Here is a 17,649-nt window from a genome sequence, read left to right as displayed (position 1 = left end):
CGCCGTGGGAGCGACAGCCGGACCGGCCGCCGCTTCGGCCGATGACGGCACGCTGACGGTCCAGGTGCTGCGCGACTTCTTCGGCACCGGCGTGATCAACGCGACGATGGACGTGCCCCAGCGGGGCATGAAGGTGGAGATCTCCGACCCCGCCGGGCACCGTGTCACCGGCGTCACGGATGCCACCGGAAAGGTCGTGGTCTCGGGGTCGACCGTGCTGAGCGGCGGCCAGTACCGCGTCGACGTCAGGATCCCGGCACCGTACAGCGACTATCTGCGGGCGGCGCCCGCGTCGACGGCGGAGAACCACTTCGACAGCTTCACGTCCTTCGTGGACGTGTCGGACGGAAAGAACGCCTCGGTGGTGACGGGGGTGTGGAATCCGGCCGACTACACGCTGCCGGACTCGCGGTACTTCGTGCCGATCCACAACGGCCCCAACGGGAACGACAACCGGGCGTTGGTGGCGTTCGGGACGAAGGACCGGGGCACGTGTCCCACCGATGTGGCGTGCCCGACCACGCTGGCCACGCAGGACCAGGTGGGCACGACGTTCGGGTTGGCGTACGACAAGGACCGGACCCGGCTGTTCCAGAGCGCGTTCGCCCGCAGGTACGCCCCGTACGGGCCGCAGGGCGGGGGCGCGATCTACACGGTGCCGGTCAACGGCTCGGGTGCGCCGAAGCTGTTCGCGCGGGTGCCGGACGCCGCGGTGACGCCGCACGACACCGCCAACATGATCAAGGATGCCGGGTTCACCGACGCGCCGGGCAAGGAGAGCATCGGTGGCCTGGCCCTGTCGGAAGACGGCTCCACGCTGTACGCGGTGAACCTGCGGACCCGCAGCCTGGTGAGCTTCGACGCGACAGGGGCCACCGCCGCGGCGCCCAAGTCGACGGTCCCGATCCCGGACCCGGGGTGCGCGAGCCCCGACGACTGGCGGCCGTTCGGTCTCCAGACCCACGACAACAAGCTGTACGTCGGCGGCGTGTGCAGCGCGGAGAGCACGCAGCAGCGCGCGGACCTGAAAGCCGTCGTCTCCACCTACGACGGCAACCGGTTCACCACGGTGCTGAGCCAGTCGCTCACGTACGAACGCGGCAGCGTCTTCGGTACCGGCGACAAGGCCACCCACTGGAACCCGTGGAACACCAGCCTGGACACGTGGGACGACCGGAAGTCGGGCAACGTCTTCATCGATCCGCAGCCGGAGCTGTCCTCGCTCGCCTTCGGCCGCGACGGCTCGATGATCCTGGGTTTCCGCGACCGGTTCATGGACGTGCTCGGCTGGGGAGGGCTGGACCCCCGCCCGGGGGACGACACGCCGGAGAACGGCATGTCCGGTGGTGACATCACCATGGTCTGCGCCACTCCCACCGGTGAATACCAGTGGGAAGGCACCGGGAGCTGCCCCAACCACGCCACCCCCGCCAACAGCGGCGGCCAGGCCCCCGGTGTCGTCGAATACTTCCCGGGCGACTCCTTCGCCGGCGCGCACCAGGAGACCGCGCTGGGGTCGGTGGCCTATATCCCGCGGCAGGAGTGGGTCGTCAGCACGGAGTTCGACCCGGTCGTCAATGTCGCGACCTCAGGGACCGGGTACCACAACATCGCCACCGGTGAGGGCCCGGGCAACAACCCGACCGAAAACGGGTTCCAGTTCGTCAGCGCACAACAAGGCGGGTTCGGCAAGGCCGGCGGGCTCGGTGACATCGCGTACGCGGCGGCGAACGCGCCGATCCAGATCGGCAACGTCGTGTGGTTCGACGGCGACCGCAACGGGATCCAGGACCCGGGGCACGTGCTGCTGCCGGGGGCGACGATCAACCTGCTGGACGCGGACGGCAAACAGGTCGCCACGACGAAGACCAATGCCGCCGGCGAGTACTACTTCGGCGGTGTCGGCGCCGCGTACGAGCTCACGCCGGGCGCGAAGTACACGGTGCAGTTCGACGTGTGCACCGCGGACACCAGCGACGTGCCCGAGCAGCCGTCGGCGAGCGAGTTGAGGTTCACGCTCCCGCGGGCCGGTGCCAACCGTGCGCACGACTCCAACGTGACACCGCCGACGAGCGGACGGTTGTGCAACGGCTACGCGCCTGTCACAGCGCCGGACAAGCCGGGCGGGGTCGATCACACGATCGACGCCGGGGTGTACATCCCCAAGGAAACACCGGCCCCGACGCCGACGCCGACGCCGACTCCCACACCGACACCGACACCGACGCCGCCCGCGGCCTCCACGCCGCCGTCGCCCGCGCCGCCTGCCAACCAACCGGCCCCGGCCGGTGGAGGCGGGGGTTCCATGGCGAACACCGGTACGTCCGGGCTGGTGGAGATGATCGGCATCGTCGGTCTGCTGGTGGGTGCGGGCCTGGTCATCGTGTTCGTGACCCGGAACCGTCGCGCCCAGCAACACTGAACCAACCGCACAACGGTGATCTGCCCGTCCGTCATCTGCACGGCGCGGACGGGCAGATCACGTCTCGGCCGGCCCATGAGGGCCGGCCTTGGCGTCGTCTGCCACTGACTGCCGAGTGCCGCCGCGACCGTACGGCGGCCGAGCAGTGCGGTGATCGAGAGGGTGAATCGGAAGAATGTCAGCGTCGAGCCGCGTGCGGAGCGTGAGAACCCAGCAAGCACTACCGGGCCGTGCGGCTGACCGGCGCCGATGGCTGCGGCCACGCCGGGCCGCAGCCGTCATCGGCACAGCGGCCGTAGCGGTGGCCGCAGGGGCCGCGTTCCTGTTCACCGGCGGCGGCTCCGACCCCAGCGGTCCGCGCGCACTGACGTCGGACGAGGCGAACCGGCTGGCGATCACTCGGTTCCGTAACTACGAGGCGCGCGGCCGCGCCGTGACGATCACTGTGCCGGGCACCGCCGGTGGGCTGACCGTCACCGGCTCCGTCGACTACCGGAGCAAGCTCGGTTACGGCGTGGTGCACGGCACCGGGCGCGACACGTCCAGTGACGGGCTGATCGAGTGGACGGCCACCTCGGTGTTCGTCCACCCGATGGCGAACGCCCCGGCGCACGCACCCGCGTCGCCGCCCCGCTCGGGCTGGTACAGCCGTCCGCTGCAGTCGTCCGGCAGCGCGCTGGACACGTCGCTGGCTATCGCGCTCAAGCTCGGCAGCGACCGGCCGGACAACGCCGAACTGCTGCCGCAGAACGGCGCCACCTGGTGGGGACGAGACCAGGTGGACGGGCATCGGGTGGACGTCATGACCGGGCCCTCCTCCCCAGGCCGCTCCGGTACGGCGGGCAACGTGCGCTACTGGATCGGCTCGGACGGCACGATGTACCGGGTCCGCGCCAGCGTGAGTTCCGAGCCGGAGCCGGTGGTCATCGATTTCGACACCCAGAAGTACCTTCCGGTCAAGCCGGTACCCGGAGTCACCCCGACGCGGTAGCCGCTGCGGTAGCCGCTGTTCAGGGGTTCACGGGTTCACGGGTTCAGGGGTTCACGACGTCCGCACCCGCGCGTCCGCGGCGAGCAGGGACGCCGACGGCAGCGGGATGTCCGCCGTGTCCGGCAGGGCCGGAACGGCCGGGACGGCGGTGGCGCCCGCAGTGAGGGCGTTGGGGAACTGCGGCTGTGGAGCAGGCGCCGCGACATCGGTGAACGGGATGCCACCGGGCGCCGTCGGCGTCGCCCACTGGCCGGCCGGCGAGGTCGACTTGGCGGACGTCGGGCAGGACGCGGTCGTCGCGAGCCGGGCGGGCACCGTGGTGCGCAGTTCGTTGCCGCGCAGGCAGTTGCCCCGTCCCCGCGTGGCGGTGGGGAACGTCCAGCCGACGTCGACGCCGTTGCCGGTGAACGTGTTGTCCACGATCTGGTTGCCGACCGGAGGTATGTCGGCGGTCGCGGTGATCACCAGCCCGGCGTTGCTGTTGCCGACGATGCGGTTGCGGACCACCTGGTTGTCGCTGCCGCCGTCGATGCCGATGCCGATGCCCCACCCGCCGTCGGCCTGCTCCGGGGTGGCCGTCTGCTGGTTGGCGGCGATCAGATTGCCCGCGACGACGGAGCCCTTCTGCGGGAGCAGTTTCTCCTGGTGGTTGGAGTTGGTGGTGAGTCCGACCCGGTTGCCGACCAGTCGGTTGCCGACCACGTACATGTCTCCGCTGGCGTTGGTGCCTTCGTAACCGACCGCGTTGAGTTCGGCGATGTTGTCCCGCACCACGATGCGACAGGGCTTGCACTGTCCGACGTAGATCCCCGAGTCGGCCCCGCCTGACGCGTACGAGTTCTCGATGACACCGTTCTGCGCGGAGAACGCGTAGATGCCGTACAGACCGTTGCGGGTCGCGGTCACGTGGGAGACCAGGAACGACTTCAGGAAGGTGACGGGCTCGTCGCCGGTGTCGTAGCCCCCGGACTGCCCCGGCAGCCCGGCGGCCGCTTTCGCCGAACCGGTGACCAGGACCCCGTTCTGTGTGTTGTTCCGCACGGTCAGGTTCTGCACGGCCACCCCGGGCGCGGTGACGAGGATGCCGTTCGGCTGCTGCAACCGCCCGTCGATGACGACCTTGTCCCGGGACTCACCACGAACAGTGACACGAGGCGTGGAGACCTTCACCGACTCGCGGTACACGCCCGGAGCGACCAGCACCAGGTCACCGGGCCGAGCGAGCGACACCGCTGCCGAGATCGTCGGAGCATCGCCGGGCACGCGGATCGTCACCTGCTCACCGGCCGGACGCCGGCCCTTGCCCGATCCGCTGTCGTCGCCGCCGTCGTCACCGCCGCTGCAGCCGGTCACAAGTGTCAGCGTGCCCACTACCGCCGCCAACACGCGAAGAGCTAATCGAGGCATGATCCCAGTTTGGCATGACGCCCAATTCCACACCAGAATCACGGGGTTGACCGGCACGCACGATTCCGGTGTGGCACTCTGCACACCATGAAGCGAGCCGATCACCACCCGTCGCGCCGCAGGTTCCTCGATGTCAGCGGCGCCATGGTGGCCGCCGGTCTGACCGCCGGGTGCACATCGGACTCCGCCCAGCCCGGCCGGCACGCCCCTTCCGCGGCGGCCACGCCGAAGCCGGTTGCGGCAACCGGCCGCCATCAGGCAGGCATCACCCTCCCCCAGCAGGCTCAGGCCAACCTGCTGGCCGTGGTGGCCGACCTCGGTGCCGACGTGGCTCCCGGCCCGTTACTGGCCGAACTCGGCCAGGCCATCCGCACACTCGTCGCGGGGACCGACCCACGGCTGATGGGCCTGCCGCCGGGCGACCTCACCGTGACCGTCGGCGTGGGCCCCCGGCTGGTGCGCGCGGCCGGTGCCTCGCTGCCGGGCACGGCCGACCTCCCCCGCTTCTCCCGTGAGCGGATCGCCCCGCGGGCACGCGGCGGTGACCTGCTGATACAGATCTGCGCCGGCGACGCGCTGCTCTTACCGGTCGTCGCCGCCGCGCTCCTGGACCAGGCCGGTGACCGCGTCCGCGAACGCTGGCGGCAGTCCGGACGCCGCGGTACGAACGTGTCCGTCGGCAAGGGCCTTACCGCGCCACGAAACCCGCTCGGTTTCATCGATGGCATCGTGGGCCCGCACACGACCGCCGAACAACAACGCGACCTGTGGCTGGCCGGACCCCCCGCCGTCGCAGGCGGCACCCTCGCCGTACTGCGGCGCATGGAACTCGACCTGCCACGGTTCGCCGCCCTGTCCGTAGCCGAGCAGGAAGCGGTCTTCGGGCGTCGCCGGGCCAGCGGCGTCCCTCTCTCCGGCGGCACCGCCGACTCGGGCCCGATGCTCGGCGCCAAGACACCGGACGGGCGCTATCTCGTCCCCGCGGACGCCCATGTGCGCAGGGCCCACGCCACCGTGGTCGGGGTCGGCCTCATGCTCCGCCGCTCCTACAGCACCGACGATCCCGCCCCCGGCCTGCTCTTCATCAGCTTCCAGAACGACCTGCGGACCTTCACCGCCACCCTCACCCACATGGACACCTCCGACGCGCTGCTGCCATTCACCACCACAACCGCCAGCGCCACCTTCCTGATCCTCCCCGGCTTCGACCGGCAACGCCCGCTCGGCTCCCAGTTGTTCGGCTGATAGCGCCGCGCCGTGGCTTGGGCCTGACCAGGTGGCTGAACGGCGGCGGCTCAGAGCAGGAGGGAGCCGCGGGCTTGCGTTCGTGGGGGCGATGCGCAACGGCGTTCGGCCAGTCACGACAAGGTGAGTCCCGCCTCCGGGCCCGTCAGTGGCTGGAGCGGATCATTAGGGTGACGACCGGCGAGGCCGGTGACGGCTGGATCGCCGAGGCCGCGGCCCGGCTCGTACCGCGGGCCCGCGCCACATCCGAGAACATCGCTCCCGAGGAGGAGCCAGAACCGGACGATGTGGAGAAGCCCGACCCGGAGTCCGTGCCGGATCATGCTGATCCATCCGGCGATATCCGAGAGATCAACTCCTCCGAGCGGCAATGCGTTGTGCCCCGGCGCCCTGCGCCCCCAGGCCGGCCCACTCAGGCGGACGATGACACGACCCCAACGGTGCAAGGTCGAACCCGACCCGCTTTCCACATGTTCGTCCGTGGCCGATGGATTCGGGTTCGTGGCTGTGGGCGGGGTCGATGACGTGGCCACCAGGTGTGGCCGCGGCCGGGTGCCCCATGCCTGGCGCCCGGATCGCACCGCTGTCGACCGTGTCCGCCTCTACGGGCACGCCAAGTGCACTGCGCAGGAAAACGCATGTCCAGCCCCGCCTGGGACGGTTCCTTTCCGCCTGTCCGCGCCGGGTGATCAGCTGGAACCGGGACGGGAACTTTCGGAGGCTTCGTCCGCGGCACGGCGGTACTCGGCGTTGATGCGCTGCGCCTCCTCAAGCTGGTCCTCAAGGATGATGATGCGGCATGCAGCCTCGATCGGGGTTCCCCGGTCGACGAGCTCGCGGGCGCGTGCGGCGATCCGCAGTTGGTACCGGGAGTACCGGCGATGCCCGCCCTCCGAGCGCAGCGGAGTGATCAGACGAGCCTCACCGATGGCTCGGAGGAAGCCAGGGGTGGTGCCGAGCATTTCGGCGGCCCGGCCCATGCTGTATGCGGGGTAGTCGTCGTCTTCCAGACGATCGCTGAGTGGAGTGTCTGCTGCCATGTCACCTCGTTGTGCAACGCGTCGAGGGGCCCTGGTGCCGTACGGCACCAGGGCCCCGAAGGAAATGAAACACCATCTGTCGGCCCTCATGCTCTGCCGACCTTCTGTTTCCGCTACCCGGCCCGGCAACGGGAGGGGTGCGGGGATCGCGGCTGCGTGACCGGGGACCACCATCCATTCCGGGGTCTTGCGGTACCCGGACCGAGAGTTTCCCGGGCCGGGCGATCCTGATGGCGTCTGCTCCTCCGTCCTTTCTCTGAACCGACCACTGTGAACGGTACTGCGGTACTGCTCGGTGATGCTGTTCGGCAGCCCCTCGACCTGCGGGCTGCCCAGTGCGGCTCTCAGCCCCGTCACCGCTCTGAGAACACCTTGGCTTCGGAGCTCCAGAGCCGCACTGACCTGCGAACTTACGTACTGCTACCCGCCAGTTCGTGTCTGCCGGGTCTCGCTTGACCGTGTCAACGAGAAAAAGATTAACCGCACCAAGAGCCAATGTCTACTCCGGCAAGAGTAGATTTTGGCACTCAGGGGCCGCAGGTCTCCTGTGGGCCGCGATAACGGGGGAACCGGTCGTCGGGGGCGCCGAGACCGTGGCCGTGTGCCGGCGGCGATACGACGGGCGGCCATACGACGGGCGGTGATACGGCGGGGCGGTGATACGGCAGGGCGGCGATACGACAGTGAGGGCCCTGCCGACGCGCGTCGGCAGGGCCCTCACCGGGTCTTTGATGGCGGTTTTCCGCCTGTGTTCACGCCTATGGGGTGGCGGTGCCCCCGAGCAGCGCCGAAGCGCTCTGGAGCGGAGTGGGGACACCCACCGGCGCGGCGTCGGGGTGGGCGTGACAGGTGAAACCGAGGCGGGCCATGGCCCGGACGACTTCGCCGCTGGTGAAGTCGCGGCGGTCCTGTCGGGTGATGACCTGGCCCACCTGCTTGACCGGGTAGCGGCGGCGGCCGATGGTCACGGACTCACCCGTGACGAGTTCGGGAGTGATGCCCTTCATCGAGGCCAGCACCCCGTCCTTGGTGAGCTCGAACGGGTACCGGGCGATGACACAGCGCATGATGCCTCACAGAGGAGAAGGAGAACGGGCCGAACGGGTGAGGCGGATCAGCGGGCGAGGGTGAGGACGCCCGGGGTCCGGCCATGCTCCCCGACGGCATCGGGCCGAGCGCCGGGAGCGGTGAACGGTCCGTCGAGGATGTCCCGTAGACGGATCCGGTCCGTGTAGGCCGGGCTGCCGCGGAGAACGGCGAGCCGGGCCAGGGTGATCAGGCCCGTGCCCTGGTCGTCTCCGTCGCACAGGACGAGGTGATCGACACGGGCTCCGGCCATGAGGGACAGAGCCACCTCGACCGTCATGTCGTCACGGACCCGAGGTCCGGACGTGTCCCTGTCGTCAACTACGGGCTTGGGGGAGCGATCCGCTACTTGGTGCTGCGCCTGAGCCGCCGTCATAGGTGCCTCCTATGGGAAGGGATGGGCTGGTGATCACGGCGGCTCTAGGCGGCCGAGCCGAAGCCGGGCCGCCGCTGCGCCCTGCGGCGCGCCGCTTCGCCGACGGGCCGGGCCTGTCCGGCGTGGCCCCTGCGGCCCCGACGGCCCCGTGACGAGGAAGACGCGCCACGGGGACGTTCCGCGTCCGGAGGGGTGATGACGACCGGGACACCGGAAGGGGCCTGGGCGCCTGTGATGCGGCTCAGCTCCGCCTCGCCCGACCGCACCCGGGCGATCCGAGGGGTGATGCCCGCCGCTGTCATCAGCCGGCTCATGCCGCGACGTTGATCAGGGGTCACCAGGGTGACGACGCTGCCGGACTCGCCCGCACGGGCCGTACGACCGCCGCGGTGCAGGTAGTCCTTGTGGTCGCTGGGCGGATCCACATTGACGACCAGGTCGAGGTTGTCGACGTGGATCCCGCGCGCCGCGACGTTGGTGGCCACCAGGACCGTCACATGCCCGCTCTTGAACTGGGCCAGGGTCCGCGTGCGCTGCGGCTGGGACTTGCCACCGTGCAGGGCCGCTGCGCGGACACCGTTGCTCAGCAGGTCCTTGGTCAGCCGGTCCACCGCGTGCTTGGTGTCGAGGAACATGATCACTCGACCGTCTCGCGCCGCGATCTCGGTGGTCGTCCGATGCTTGTCCGCGTCGTGAACATGGAGTACGTGGTGCTCCATCGTGGTGACCGCGCCCGCCGACGGGTCGACGGAGTGCACGACCGGGTCCGTCAGGTAGTGGCGGACCAGCAGATCGACGTTGCGGTCCAGGGTGGCCGAGAAGAGCATCCGCTGCCCGTCGGGACGTACCTGGTCGAGCAGGGCGGTGACCTGGGGCATGAAGCCCATGTCGGCCATCTGGTCGGCCTCGTCGAGGACCGTGATGGCGACATTGTCCAGTCGGCAGTTGCCCCGGTCGATGAGGTCCTTGAGCCGCCCGGGCGTCGCGACGACCACCTCGGCGCCGGCACGCAGCGCACCGGCCTGCCTGCCGATGGACATCCCGCCGACGACGGTGGCCATCCGCAGGCTCACGGAGCGGGCGTACGGAGTGAGCGCGTCGGTGACCTGCTGGGCGAGCTCGCGGGTGGGGACGAGGACAAGGGCGAGCGGCTGCCGTGGCTCGGCACGCCGTCCCGCTGTACGGGCCAGTACGGCGAGGCCGAAGGCGAGGGTCTTGCCCGAGCCGGTGCGGCCACGGCCGAGTACGTCACGACCGGCCAGGGAGTTCGGCAGGGTCGCCGCCTGGATCGGGAACGGCACGGTCACGCCTTCGTGGCCGAGCGCGGCCAACAGCCGTGCAGGCATGGCGAGTTCGGCGAACGACCCGACGGCGGGCAGTGCGGGCGTCAGCGTCTTCGGCGGCGCGAACTCGCCCTGAACGGCCCGTCCGCCCTGTCGATTTCCGGGGCCCTTGGAACGGCGGGGACCACCGGAACGGCTGCCGCCGGCTCCTCCTCCGAAGCGGTCATATGTGCGGGGTGTGCGGGCACGCTGCATGCGGAACCTTCCTTGATAGGGCACGTAGCAAGGAATTCCCGCAGCAGATGAGCGGCGCAGAGAATCTTGGGACGAGCCAAAGTCGATGTGGGCGACGTCGGACCGCCGGGGAATGTTTCACCGGTCGGCTGATGTGGTGGATCTTTCCCGTCGCGCGCCCTGAAAGCAGCGAGCTGGGGCCCGCACCCCAGAGGTGCGGGCCCCAGCTGCGAAGTATGCGTCAGCGCCGGTGTCAGGCGGGAACGATGTTCTCGGCCGTCGGGCCCTTCTGGCCCTGCGCGATGTCGAACGACACCTTCTGGCCTTCCAGCAGCTCGCGGAAGCCCTGGGCGGCGATGTTCGAGTAGTGGGCGAAGACGTCGGCGCCGCCGCCGTCCTGCTCGATGAAGCCGAAGCCCTTTTCCGCGTTGAACCACTTCACGGTGCCAGTAGCCATGTCATTTCTCCTTCGGAGGCGGTGCCAGGAATTCGCACTGTGCGAATTCCGTGTCGCCGTGATGATTACCCCGTCGGAAATGAACCTTCTGGCAACCACACCTGCAACTGAGATCGACAGTAGCACGGTGCGACCGGCCTTGCACGGTCGATAATTCCACCCCGGTCGACGTTTGAGGGAATACTCACCGTGCCCCGCACCTTATTTCTCATGCCGCGGACACAGATATTTCCCTCCGTGTGCGCGGCATTTTCTGCCGTGCACTTCCGCTCACAGCCCTATGACCTCCGCCTGACCTCCGCCGGCGGGAGATGTGCCGCTGCCGCCGTCGTCAGCGGACGGCACAGCGCTGAACGCGCCGAAAACCCGCTACGGCGATGAAGGTCACATCCCCGCGAAGAGCGCGAAGAGCGCGAAGAGCGCGACGGCCGGTGGCCGGCAGGTAGTCGGACGTGACCGCCCGCAGCCGGGCCGCACGTCGGCCACCGCCTCAGCGGCAGCACGCGACCTCGCCCGCAACGCCCCTGCGAGCGGTCCCCGTTTGAGGCCAGGGACCCGATCCGGCGTGATCCGCACGGGGCTCGTGTGGCCCATCGTGTGGCCCGGAGGGGGATCGAGAGCCCCCTGGCTCCCGAGTGGGGCGTCAATCACCCTGAACGAGCCGGGTGCGGTGGGCCCGTCCGGGCCACCTGGCGCTGCCGGGCCGAGCGGTCCGGCCGGTCACAGGGTGAGCGCGGGGAGAAGGGCGACACGGGCGACCGGCCCCCAGGGCCCGGCAGGACCGAACTGTCCGGACGACTACTCGTTGCAGGCGCCATCGTGGGACCCGGCCGCGTTGGTGTGTCGTCGGGATGGCGCGCCTGCGCCGGAGCAGCCGGGGCAGGGGAATGGTCCGCAGGCGGCCGGGGCGTTGGATCCGCAGCGGCGGCGGCTGTACGTGCAACTACGCGGCCTTGACGACGTCGATGCGCCGCTCGGCCGCCACCGCGAGCGTCCACTCCTCCACCAGCCGCTCATACCTCGTGCGGGCGTCCCCGTACAGCCAGCCACCACACGACCTGATGAGTGCGCGGATCTCCTCGTTCACGACGGCAGATGGCCGCACGGAACCAGGGCTCGGGTTGGTGGGCATGTCTTCAGCCTGGCGAGCAGAACCCCGGAACACTCATGGCCCCGTAGGCTTTTCGAAGTGCTCGAAAGCATCGTGTTCGACGTCGGCGAGACCATCACCCGAGACGACCGCTACTGGGCCACCTGGGCCGACTGGCTCGACGTGCCCCGCCACACCATCTCCGCATGCGTCGGCGCCGTCGTGGCCCAAGGCCGCGACAACGCCGACGCCCTGCGTCTGGTCCGCCCTGGAATCGACGTGGCCGCCGAACGCGCCGCGATGGAGGCCGTCGGCCGCGGCGAGCCACTGGATGAGAGGGATCTGTACGACGATGTCTGGCCTGCCCTGGCGGCGCTGCGGGAGCTCGGGGTGCGGGTCGTCATTGCCGCGAACCAGACCGCCCGCGCGTACGGGGCGCTGTTGGCGGTGGCCATAGGGTTGGTGTCCTGTCGGGGCGTGGATCAGGGCTTCGGGACTTGGAGTCTGGCCCAGCTGGTGGGGCCTGGGATGCCGTCGGCGTCAGTGCCGGAGTAGCCGAGCTTGCGTTGCCAGGCGGCGTAGGAGCCGCGGTCGGCATCGGTCCAGGTGGGGCCTGGTCCCTTGCTGTAACGGCCACAACCCTCGTCGACGAGCCGTTTGCCCATCGCGGTGATCAGGGCGGAGCGCCGTCCGGTGCGGAGGTAGGCGGCGCCGGGGAACGGGGCGTACCTCGGCTCGTCGACGTCCGGGGGAACGGTGCTGGTCGGCTTGCCCTCCAGGATCTTGGCCACTGCGGTGCGGAAGTCGTTCATGGCGATGTCCGCGGGGTCCGGCTTGCCGGGCTGCCATTCCTTGTGGCCGATGACGGAGCGGGCAGCCCAGTCGTGTGCTCGGCACAGGGCAGCGCTGACCTTGTGCATGGCATCCAGCTGGGCCTCGGGCCACATCTGACCGCCGCCGGTGTTGATGCACTCGAAGCCGTAGAAGTGCGGATTGCCGTCGGTGTTGGCTTCGTTGTCGGGTGGCAGGGACTTCTCGGCGATGACTGCCTTCAGGACATCTTCGTCACCGGAACCTGCGTGGTTCCCACGGCCGTAGCCGACGAGGTGGACGGTGCCGGATCGGTCGATGACACCGTGGCACAGCGGGCCGGGCAGGGAGGTATATCCGGTGCGGCAGAGTTCCACCATGCCGGCCTCGGTGGAGTACGGGCCGGTGTGGTGGATCGTGACGCCATGGACTGGGCCCCAGGCCCCCTTGTGGTTGCGGTTGTGGGTGCGCCAGTTGCCGTGCTCGACGACTCGGACGCCGGACTTCTTCAGGATGGCGCGGAACTGGTCTGCGGACAGTGGTTGAGCCACGTTGGGGCGCCTTCTCCCCCGCGCCTCCATGCGGTCGCGCAGCGCCGGCAGCCAACCAGCGGTCCCTCAAGGGAGATAACGCTGCTGGGCGGAGGGTCGCCCGAAGCGGGCGTAGCTTGTCCCAGCTTGCCGGGGGCACAGGAAAGACGTCACGGGCCAGTCATGCCCCCGACCGACGAGCCCATGGTCGAATGCATGACTGGCCCTACGAGCGGCCCTACGAGCAAGAGGTCACCGGCTCAGGACAGGTCGAAGTCCAGGGTTCTCGTTTCGCCGGAGGCGACCTTCACCTTTGAGGCGTTCGCTTTGAGTCCGCCGTATTCATCCGGTACCGCGGGATCCCGTTCGGTCTCGCATACGACCGTGAAGTCGTAGGTGCCTGGGGGCAGGGTCCAGGTGTAGGAGCCGTCCTCCTTGGTGACAATGCTCTTCTCTGGTACGCCCACATCGCCCTCGACGAGTTTGGGAAGGACCGGACAGCCGGGCACCCCTGTGCCGTCAGGGGCGCGCACTCTGCCGGAGACGGTGCCGTGGGTGCTGCCTCCGTCCCGGCCGTCACCGCTTGACGAACCGCATGCGGCGAGCGCCGCGACCACGACGCCGGTCAGGAGGGTTTGGCGGATGGCTCTCATATGTCTCCGCGTCAGGTGATGCCTTGGATGATGTTGAACAGGCTTTCCGTGATGCGTTTGGCCTGGTTGTAAGCAATCGATCCGCCGGCCCCGCGCACGTGAATGCCGACAGCGTAGAGGTTGGCGTCGTAGGCGGGGGAGCCGCTTTGGCCGGCGCCGGTGTCAATGGCGTACCCGAGGACGTGGGTGTACGAGTACTGGATGGACCCGCTGTGCGTCCACAAGGTGGCATATGCCTTGTCGTCCGGATAGCCACGGACCGTCACGGAGGTCCCGTTGAGTGAGGCGCTCTGCCAGCGGTAGCCGAGCCATCCAACGGTGTTGCCGATGCTGCAGTTGAGCTTGATGACGCCCCAGTCGTGGGCCTCGCTCTCGTCATTGATCCAGGCGGTGTCCGTCCACACCTGGGTCCAGCCGCAGCTCCCGTAGGGATTGGTGCTGCCGTTCTTGCCCGGGTAGGCACGGAAGTTGTTGTAGAAATCGGATGTGCTGCCGGTGCCGCCTGGGTGTACGCAGTGACCAGCCGTGACGACGGTGTCCTTGGAGACCAGGAAACCCGTGCACCTGGCATCACTTGAGGTCAGGTAGACGATGGTTCGGCTGGGATGGGATGTCGTCGCTGTGATGCGGGTCCGGTTGTCAGCTCCGATGACAGAGTCGGTGGACACATCGCCGCCGCCGGTCGATGCGTCCTCGGGCGCGGGTTCGAAGGAGACATTGGGGCCGGCATCCGTTATGTCGCCGGATCCCGTGTAGGGCTCGATCGTCTCCGTGGTAGCGGTCGGCGTACCACGGGGTGCCTCCAGCACCTCGCCGGACGAGGTGACACCCACGGCGAGGTCGGTTGCTCCCTCTTCTTCTTCTGCGCTCGCGGCCGCGGCAGGCGGCGTCTCAGCGGCATGGGCGACCGCCTGGGACGGTACAGCCACGAGACTGCCGAGGAGTATCACCAGGCTCACGGCCAGTGGGTGGGATCTTCGTAAACGGCGGATCGGTGAAAGGCGCGTCAACGGTCCTCTCCTTGTAGTCGTTTGGACATGCGAGGGGGGACGTAAGTGACTGAAGTGCCCGAGATGAGCACCAGCGCAGGAACGCTAACAACGCGGGTGGAAGGCGCAGAAGAGTGCAAGAGTGCACTTGCTCGATCAACGGAGGCGAGATTCGGTCACACTTGCCTCGAATGTCATATTCCGATTGCAGCGGCATTCATCTCACCTGCGAAAGATCAGTCAGGGGAGATAGTGGGCAGGGGTTCAAGCCATTTCGCGGCGACTGGAGGATTCCGGGTAGGGCCCGGCAGTAATGCCCGGACAAATGGGGGCATCCGTCTCGCAGTCGCTACCAGCCGTCGATCCGCCGCTCCGCCAAGTATGGAGAGAACCTTCCGGCCGGGATGCCCATGCCGACTCCGCAGGATCCGTCCGAGTCCCCAGGCGCCTTGATCCACAACAAGTAGTCGGCGCCGCCGACGCGGAGCTTGGGACTCCGAGGCGGCGGCCGGCCGGGTTGCACCAGTCGACGTGCTGGCTCTCGGCGTTCACGCCATTGCCGTGGAGCACCACTGCGAGCGTTCCCGCCCTCCCGTCCAAGTACGGGTCCAGCCAGTCGAGTTCGTCAGCCGACTCGGGACGGATTGTGATGGGCAGTTCCTGCCCGGCCGAGTACCAAAAGCGCGGCGCCGTACACTTCCACGCCGTCATCGCCTTGACGGTCCCAGTGGTGGCGACACCCCGCCCCCGGCGTGGGCCACTGCCGAGTTGCTCACCGACGCCATCGAGGCGGCTGCCGCCAAGGTCCGCGTAGACGGCCCGGTCATAGACGGACGCGCCCACACCTTCGCCTTCGGCCGCCAACTCGACGTACGCACCATCCGCTCCGCCGACTTCAACGACGGCCAGGAGCTCACCGAACGCGCCGTCGCCGCCTACATCGCCAAGTACGCCACCAAGGGCGCCGAAACTGCCACGGGAGCTCTCGACCGGCCGCTGAAGTTCGTCGCCGAGCTGGCCCAGCTCGACATCAGCGACCACGCCCGCCGCCTCATCCGCACCGCGTGGACGCTCGGCGCACGCAAGGAACTTGAAGAGCTCCGGCTCCGAGCCCGGGCCCACATGCTCGGCTTCCGAGGCCACTTCTCCACCAAGTCCCGCCGCTACTCCACCACCCTCGGCGCCCTTCGCGACGCCCGCTCCGAATGGCGCCGCGCACAAGCCGCTGCTGCACTGCCCGAGCGAGAGGCCGACACGACGTACGTCCTCGCCCACTGGGTCTTCGCCGGAACCGGTCTGTCCGACACCGAAGCCTGGCTTGCCGCATCCGTCGAACCCGCCCCCGGAACGGAAGGGGAGCCCACCCATGCCTGATGACGAGCTGTTGACGGTGCCCGACGTGATGGAGCGGCTGAAGCTCGGCCGGTCCACGGTCTACGACCTGATCCGCTCGCGTCGCCTGCCCTCGCTCACCATCGGCCGGTGCCGTCGCATTCCGGCGCGTGCCGTCCGCGAATACATCACCAACGAACTGGAGGCGGCTGCCTGATGGCCCAGCAACGCAAGCGGAACCCCAACGGCGCTGGCACCATCACCAAGCGCAAGGACGGCCGCTATCAGTGCGCGGTCTACGTTCTCCAGCCGGACGGGACCCGCGCCCGTAAGTTCGCCTACGGCAAGACCTGGGCCGAGTGCGACGCCAAGCGCCGGGAACTGCTCGACAAGGTGGACCAGGGCGTGCCCGTGCCTACCCGCTCGGCCAAGCTCGCCGAGGGGCTGCCGTACTGGCTGGACAACGTCATCAAGCCCCGGCGGAAGCTCAGCACCTTCGACAAGTACGAGGCACACGTTCGGCTCTACCTGGTGCCCTGGCTCGGCGCGAAGCGGTTGGAATCCCTCGGCGTCGCCGACGTCCGCCGCTTCCTCGTCCGACTGGAGAAGGAGAGCACCGCAGCAACTGCCAAGGAATCACATCGAGTTCTGCGCTCGGCGCTCTCCTCCGCCTGCCGCGAGGAACTGATCACGCGCAACGTGGCGAAGCTCGTCGAGCCGCCCCGCACCGACAACCGAGAACTCAAGCCCTGGACGCTGGACGAGACCCTCGACTTTCTCGCCGCCTCCCGCAAGGACCCGCTTTACGCGGCCTTCGTGCTCGCCATCGCGATGGGTCTGCGCCGAGGAGAGATCGTCGGACTCCGGTGGTCGGACGTCGACCTCGACAACCGCGTCCTCTACGTCGGCCAGCAGATCCAGCGGCGCCGTGGCGTCCTGTACGACGATGATCCCAAGAGTCGCCGCCGTCGTGCCGTTCCTCTGCCCGCGCTCTGCATCGCACCCCTGCGCTGGCACCGGATGCGGCAGGCGGCTGCCCGAGCCAAGGCGGGGGAGCGGTGGCAGGAGTCGGCATACGTCTTCACCACCCGCACCGGCCGCCCGGTCGAGCCGCGCAACCTCTACCGCTCGTTCACCCGGGTCGCCCAGTCCGCCGGCCTCCGCGTCATCCGGCTGCACGATGCCCGGCACGGCACCGCCACCCTCCTCACGGCGGCCGGAGTCGCGCCCCGTGTAGTGATGGAGATCCTCGGGCACAGCCAGATCAGCATCACGATGGACGTGTACACCCACGTCGTCCAGGACACGCAGCGCGAAGCCATGAGCTACATGGACCGCCTGCTCAGGAGGCCCCCCGGTCGTCAGTGACCGTGCTCGTTGATGTCAGAAGTAGATGTCAAAGGCCCCGGACCAAGATCGGTCCGGGGCCTTTTGGCTGGTGCCCCCGGCAGGATTCGAACCTGCGACACCCGCTTTAGGAGAGCGGTGCTCTATCCCCTGAGCTACGAAGGCGGGGTGCGGCTGCGGTGTGGCGGCCGGTCGGAGACAGCGTAGCGGATGGAGGGATGGGGTGGTCGCCTCAGTTGGGCATCGGACGGTCAGCGCGGACGGGTGGCGGCTGGGTGGAAGCTGGGTGGGCCCTGCATGGCTGGCCCGGTACCCCGGGCTTCGGGCACGATGGCACCTCGACCGGGTAGTACGGGT

Annotated in this window: 15 protein-coding genes, 1 tRNA gene and 2 pseudogenes; 7 read left to right on the top strand and 11 right to left on the bottom strand. The window is 68.9% G+C overall.

The window, feature by feature from the left end:
• Positions 1–4: 4 nt before the first annotated feature.
• Both IE262_RS21560 and IE262_RS21555 read left to right on the top strand, forming a co-directional pair.
• Positions 5–2,422: an SdrD B-like domain-containing protein gene (locus IE262_RS21560; RefSeq protein ID WP_189875729.1), complete on the top strand. Its 2,418-nt coding sequence runs from the start codon at positions 5–7 to the stop codon at positions 2,420–2,422.
• A 202-nt stretch (positions 2,423–2,624) separates the two neighbouring features.
• Positions 2,625–3,413 carry a hypothetical protein gene (locus IE262_RS21555; RefSeq protein WP_229877377.1) on the top strand — a complete coding sequence of 263 codons (789 nt, stop codon included), beginning with the start codon at positions 2,625–2,627 and terminating at the stop codon, positions 3,411–3,413.
• Between the two features lie 51 nt (positions 3,414–3,464).
• On the opposite strand, the gene IE262_RS21550 is transcribed toward IE262_RS21555, so the two are convergent.
• Positions 3,465–4,820 carry a right-handed parallel beta-helix repeat-containing protein gene (locus IE262_RS21550; RefSeq protein WP_189875727.1) on the bottom strand — a complete coding sequence of 452 codons (1,356 nt, stop codon included), beginning with the start codon at positions 4,818–4,820 and terminating at the stop codon, positions 3,465–3,467.
• 87 nt (positions 4,821–4,907) lie between these two features.
• Here IE262_RS21550 and IE262_RS21545 point away from each other — a divergent pair, with 87 nt between their 5' ends.
• The gene (locus IE262_RS21545; RefSeq protein ID WP_189875725.1) at positions 4,908–6,065 is read left to right on the top strand and encodes a Dyp-type peroxidase; all 1,158 of its coding nucleotides are present in this window, start codon (positions 4,908–4,910) and stop codon (positions 6,063–6,065) included.
• Between the two features lie 689 nt (positions 6,066–6,754).
• Here IE262_RS21545 and IE262_RS21540 read toward each other — a convergent pair.
• The 6 genes from IE262_RS21540 to IE262_RS21515 form a co-directional block, all read right to left on the bottom strand.
• Positions 6,755–7,105, bottom strand: coding sequence for a MerR family transcriptional regulator (locus tag IE262_RS21540; protein ID WP_134038761.1), 351 nt, complete (start codon positions 7,103–7,105; stop codon positions 6,755–6,757).
• A 758-nt stretch (positions 7,106–7,863) separates the two neighbouring features.
• Positions 7,864–8,172, bottom strand: coding sequence for an SCO5918 family protein (locus tag IE262_RS21535; protein WP_189875723.1), 309 nt, complete (start codon positions 8,170–8,172; stop codon positions 7,864–7,866).
• Positions 8,173–8,219: 47 nt separating this feature from the next.
• Positions 8,220–8,567 carry a CBS domain-containing protein gene (locus IE262_RS21530; RefSeq protein ID WP_134038763.1) on the bottom strand — a complete coding sequence of 116 codons (348 nt, stop codon included), beginning with the start codon at positions 8,565–8,567 and terminating at the stop codon, positions 8,220–8,222.
• A gap of 44 nt (positions 8,568–8,611) precedes the next feature.
• On the bottom strand, positions 8,612–10,105 hold the full coding sequence (locus IE262_RS21525; RefSeq protein WP_189875721.1) for a DEAD/DEAH box helicase: 1,494 nt from the start codon (positions 10,103–10,105) through the stop codon (positions 8,612–8,614).
• A gap of 232 nt (positions 10,106–10,337) precedes the next feature.
• Positions 10,338–10,541: a cold-shock protein gene (locus IE262_RS21520; protein ID WP_004986771.1), complete on the bottom strand. Its 204-nt coding sequence runs from the start codon at positions 10,539–10,541 to the stop codon at positions 10,338–10,340.
• Positions 10,542–11,484: 943 nt separating this feature from the next.
• Complete coding sequence (locus tag IE262_RS21515; protein WP_134038765.1) at positions 11,485–11,673, bottom strand: hypothetical protein; 189 nt, start codon at positions 11,671–11,673, stop codon at positions 11,485–11,487.
• A 57-nt stretch (positions 11,674–11,730) separates the two neighbouring features.
• Here IE262_RS21515 and IE262_RS21510 point away from each other — a divergent pair.
• Positions 11,731–12,075, top strand: a pseudogene (locus IE262_RS21510) (HAD family hydrolase); the annotation flags it as partial.
• A 38-nt stretch (positions 12,076–12,113) separates the two neighbouring features.
• Here IE262_RS21510 and IE262_RS21505 read toward each other — a convergent pair.
• The 3 genes from IE262_RS21505 to IE262_RS21495 all read right to left on the bottom strand — a co-directional run bounded on the left by IE262_RS21505 (position 12,114) and on the right by IE262_RS21495 (position 14,583).
• Complete coding sequence (locus tag IE262_RS21505; RefSeq protein WP_189875719.1) at positions 12,114–12,992, bottom strand: peptidoglycan-binding protein; 879 nt, start codon at positions 12,990–12,992, stop codon at positions 12,114–12,116.
• A 239-nt stretch (positions 12,993–13,231) separates the two neighbouring features.
• On the bottom strand, positions 13,232–13,624 hold the full coding sequence (locus IE262_RS21500) for a carboxypeptidase-like regulatory domain-containing protein (RefSeq protein WP_134038766.1): 393 nt from the start codon (positions 13,622–13,624) through the stop codon (positions 13,232–13,234).
• 11 nt (positions 13,625–13,635) lie between these two features.
• A complete protein-coding gene (locus IE262_RS21495; RefSeq protein ID WP_189875717.1) occupies positions 13,636–14,583 on the bottom strand; it encodes a trypsin-like serine peptidase in 948 nt (315 codons plus the stop codon).
• A 697-nt stretch (positions 14,584–15,280) separates the two neighbouring features.
• Here IE262_RS21495 and IE262_RS21490 point away from each other — a divergent pair.
• The 3 genes and pseudogenes from IE262_RS21490 to IE262_RS21480 form a co-directional block, all read left to right on the top strand.
• Positions 15,281–15,987: pseudogene (locus IE262_RS21490) on the top strand (replication initiator); the annotation flags it as partial.
• The gene (locus IE262_RS21485; protein ID WP_134038768.1) at positions 15,980–16,162 is read left to right on the top strand and encodes a helix-turn-helix domain-containing protein; all 183 of its coding nucleotides are present in this window, start codon (positions 15,980–15,982) and stop codon (positions 16,160–16,162) included. The pseudogene IE262_RS21490 and the gene IE262_RS21485, both read left to right, overlap by 8 nt.
• Positions 16,162–17,313 carry a tyrosine-type recombinase/integrase gene (locus tag IE262_RS21480; protein ID WP_189875715.1) on the top strand — a complete coding sequence of 384 codons (1,152 nt, stop codon included), beginning with the start codon at positions 16,162–16,164 and terminating at the stop codon, positions 17,311–17,313. The genes IE262_RS21485 and IE262_RS21480 overlap by 1 nt, the downstream gene beginning before the upstream one ends.
• A 68-nt stretch (positions 17,314–17,381) precedes the next feature.
• Here the strand turns inward: IE262_RS21480 and IE262_RS21475 are convergent.
• A tRNA-Arg gene (locus IE262_RS21475) sits at positions 17,382–17,457 on the bottom strand.
• Between the last annotated feature and the right edge of the window lie 192 nt (positions 17,458–17,649).

This window comes from Streptomyces bluensis (genome assembly GCF_014650715.1).
GTDB classification, from domain to species: domain Bacteria; phylum Actinomycetota; class Actinomycetes; order Streptomycetales; family Streptomycetaceae; genus Streptomyces; species Streptomyces bluensis.
This window is presented reverse-complemented; position numbering and strand designations above follow the sequence as displayed.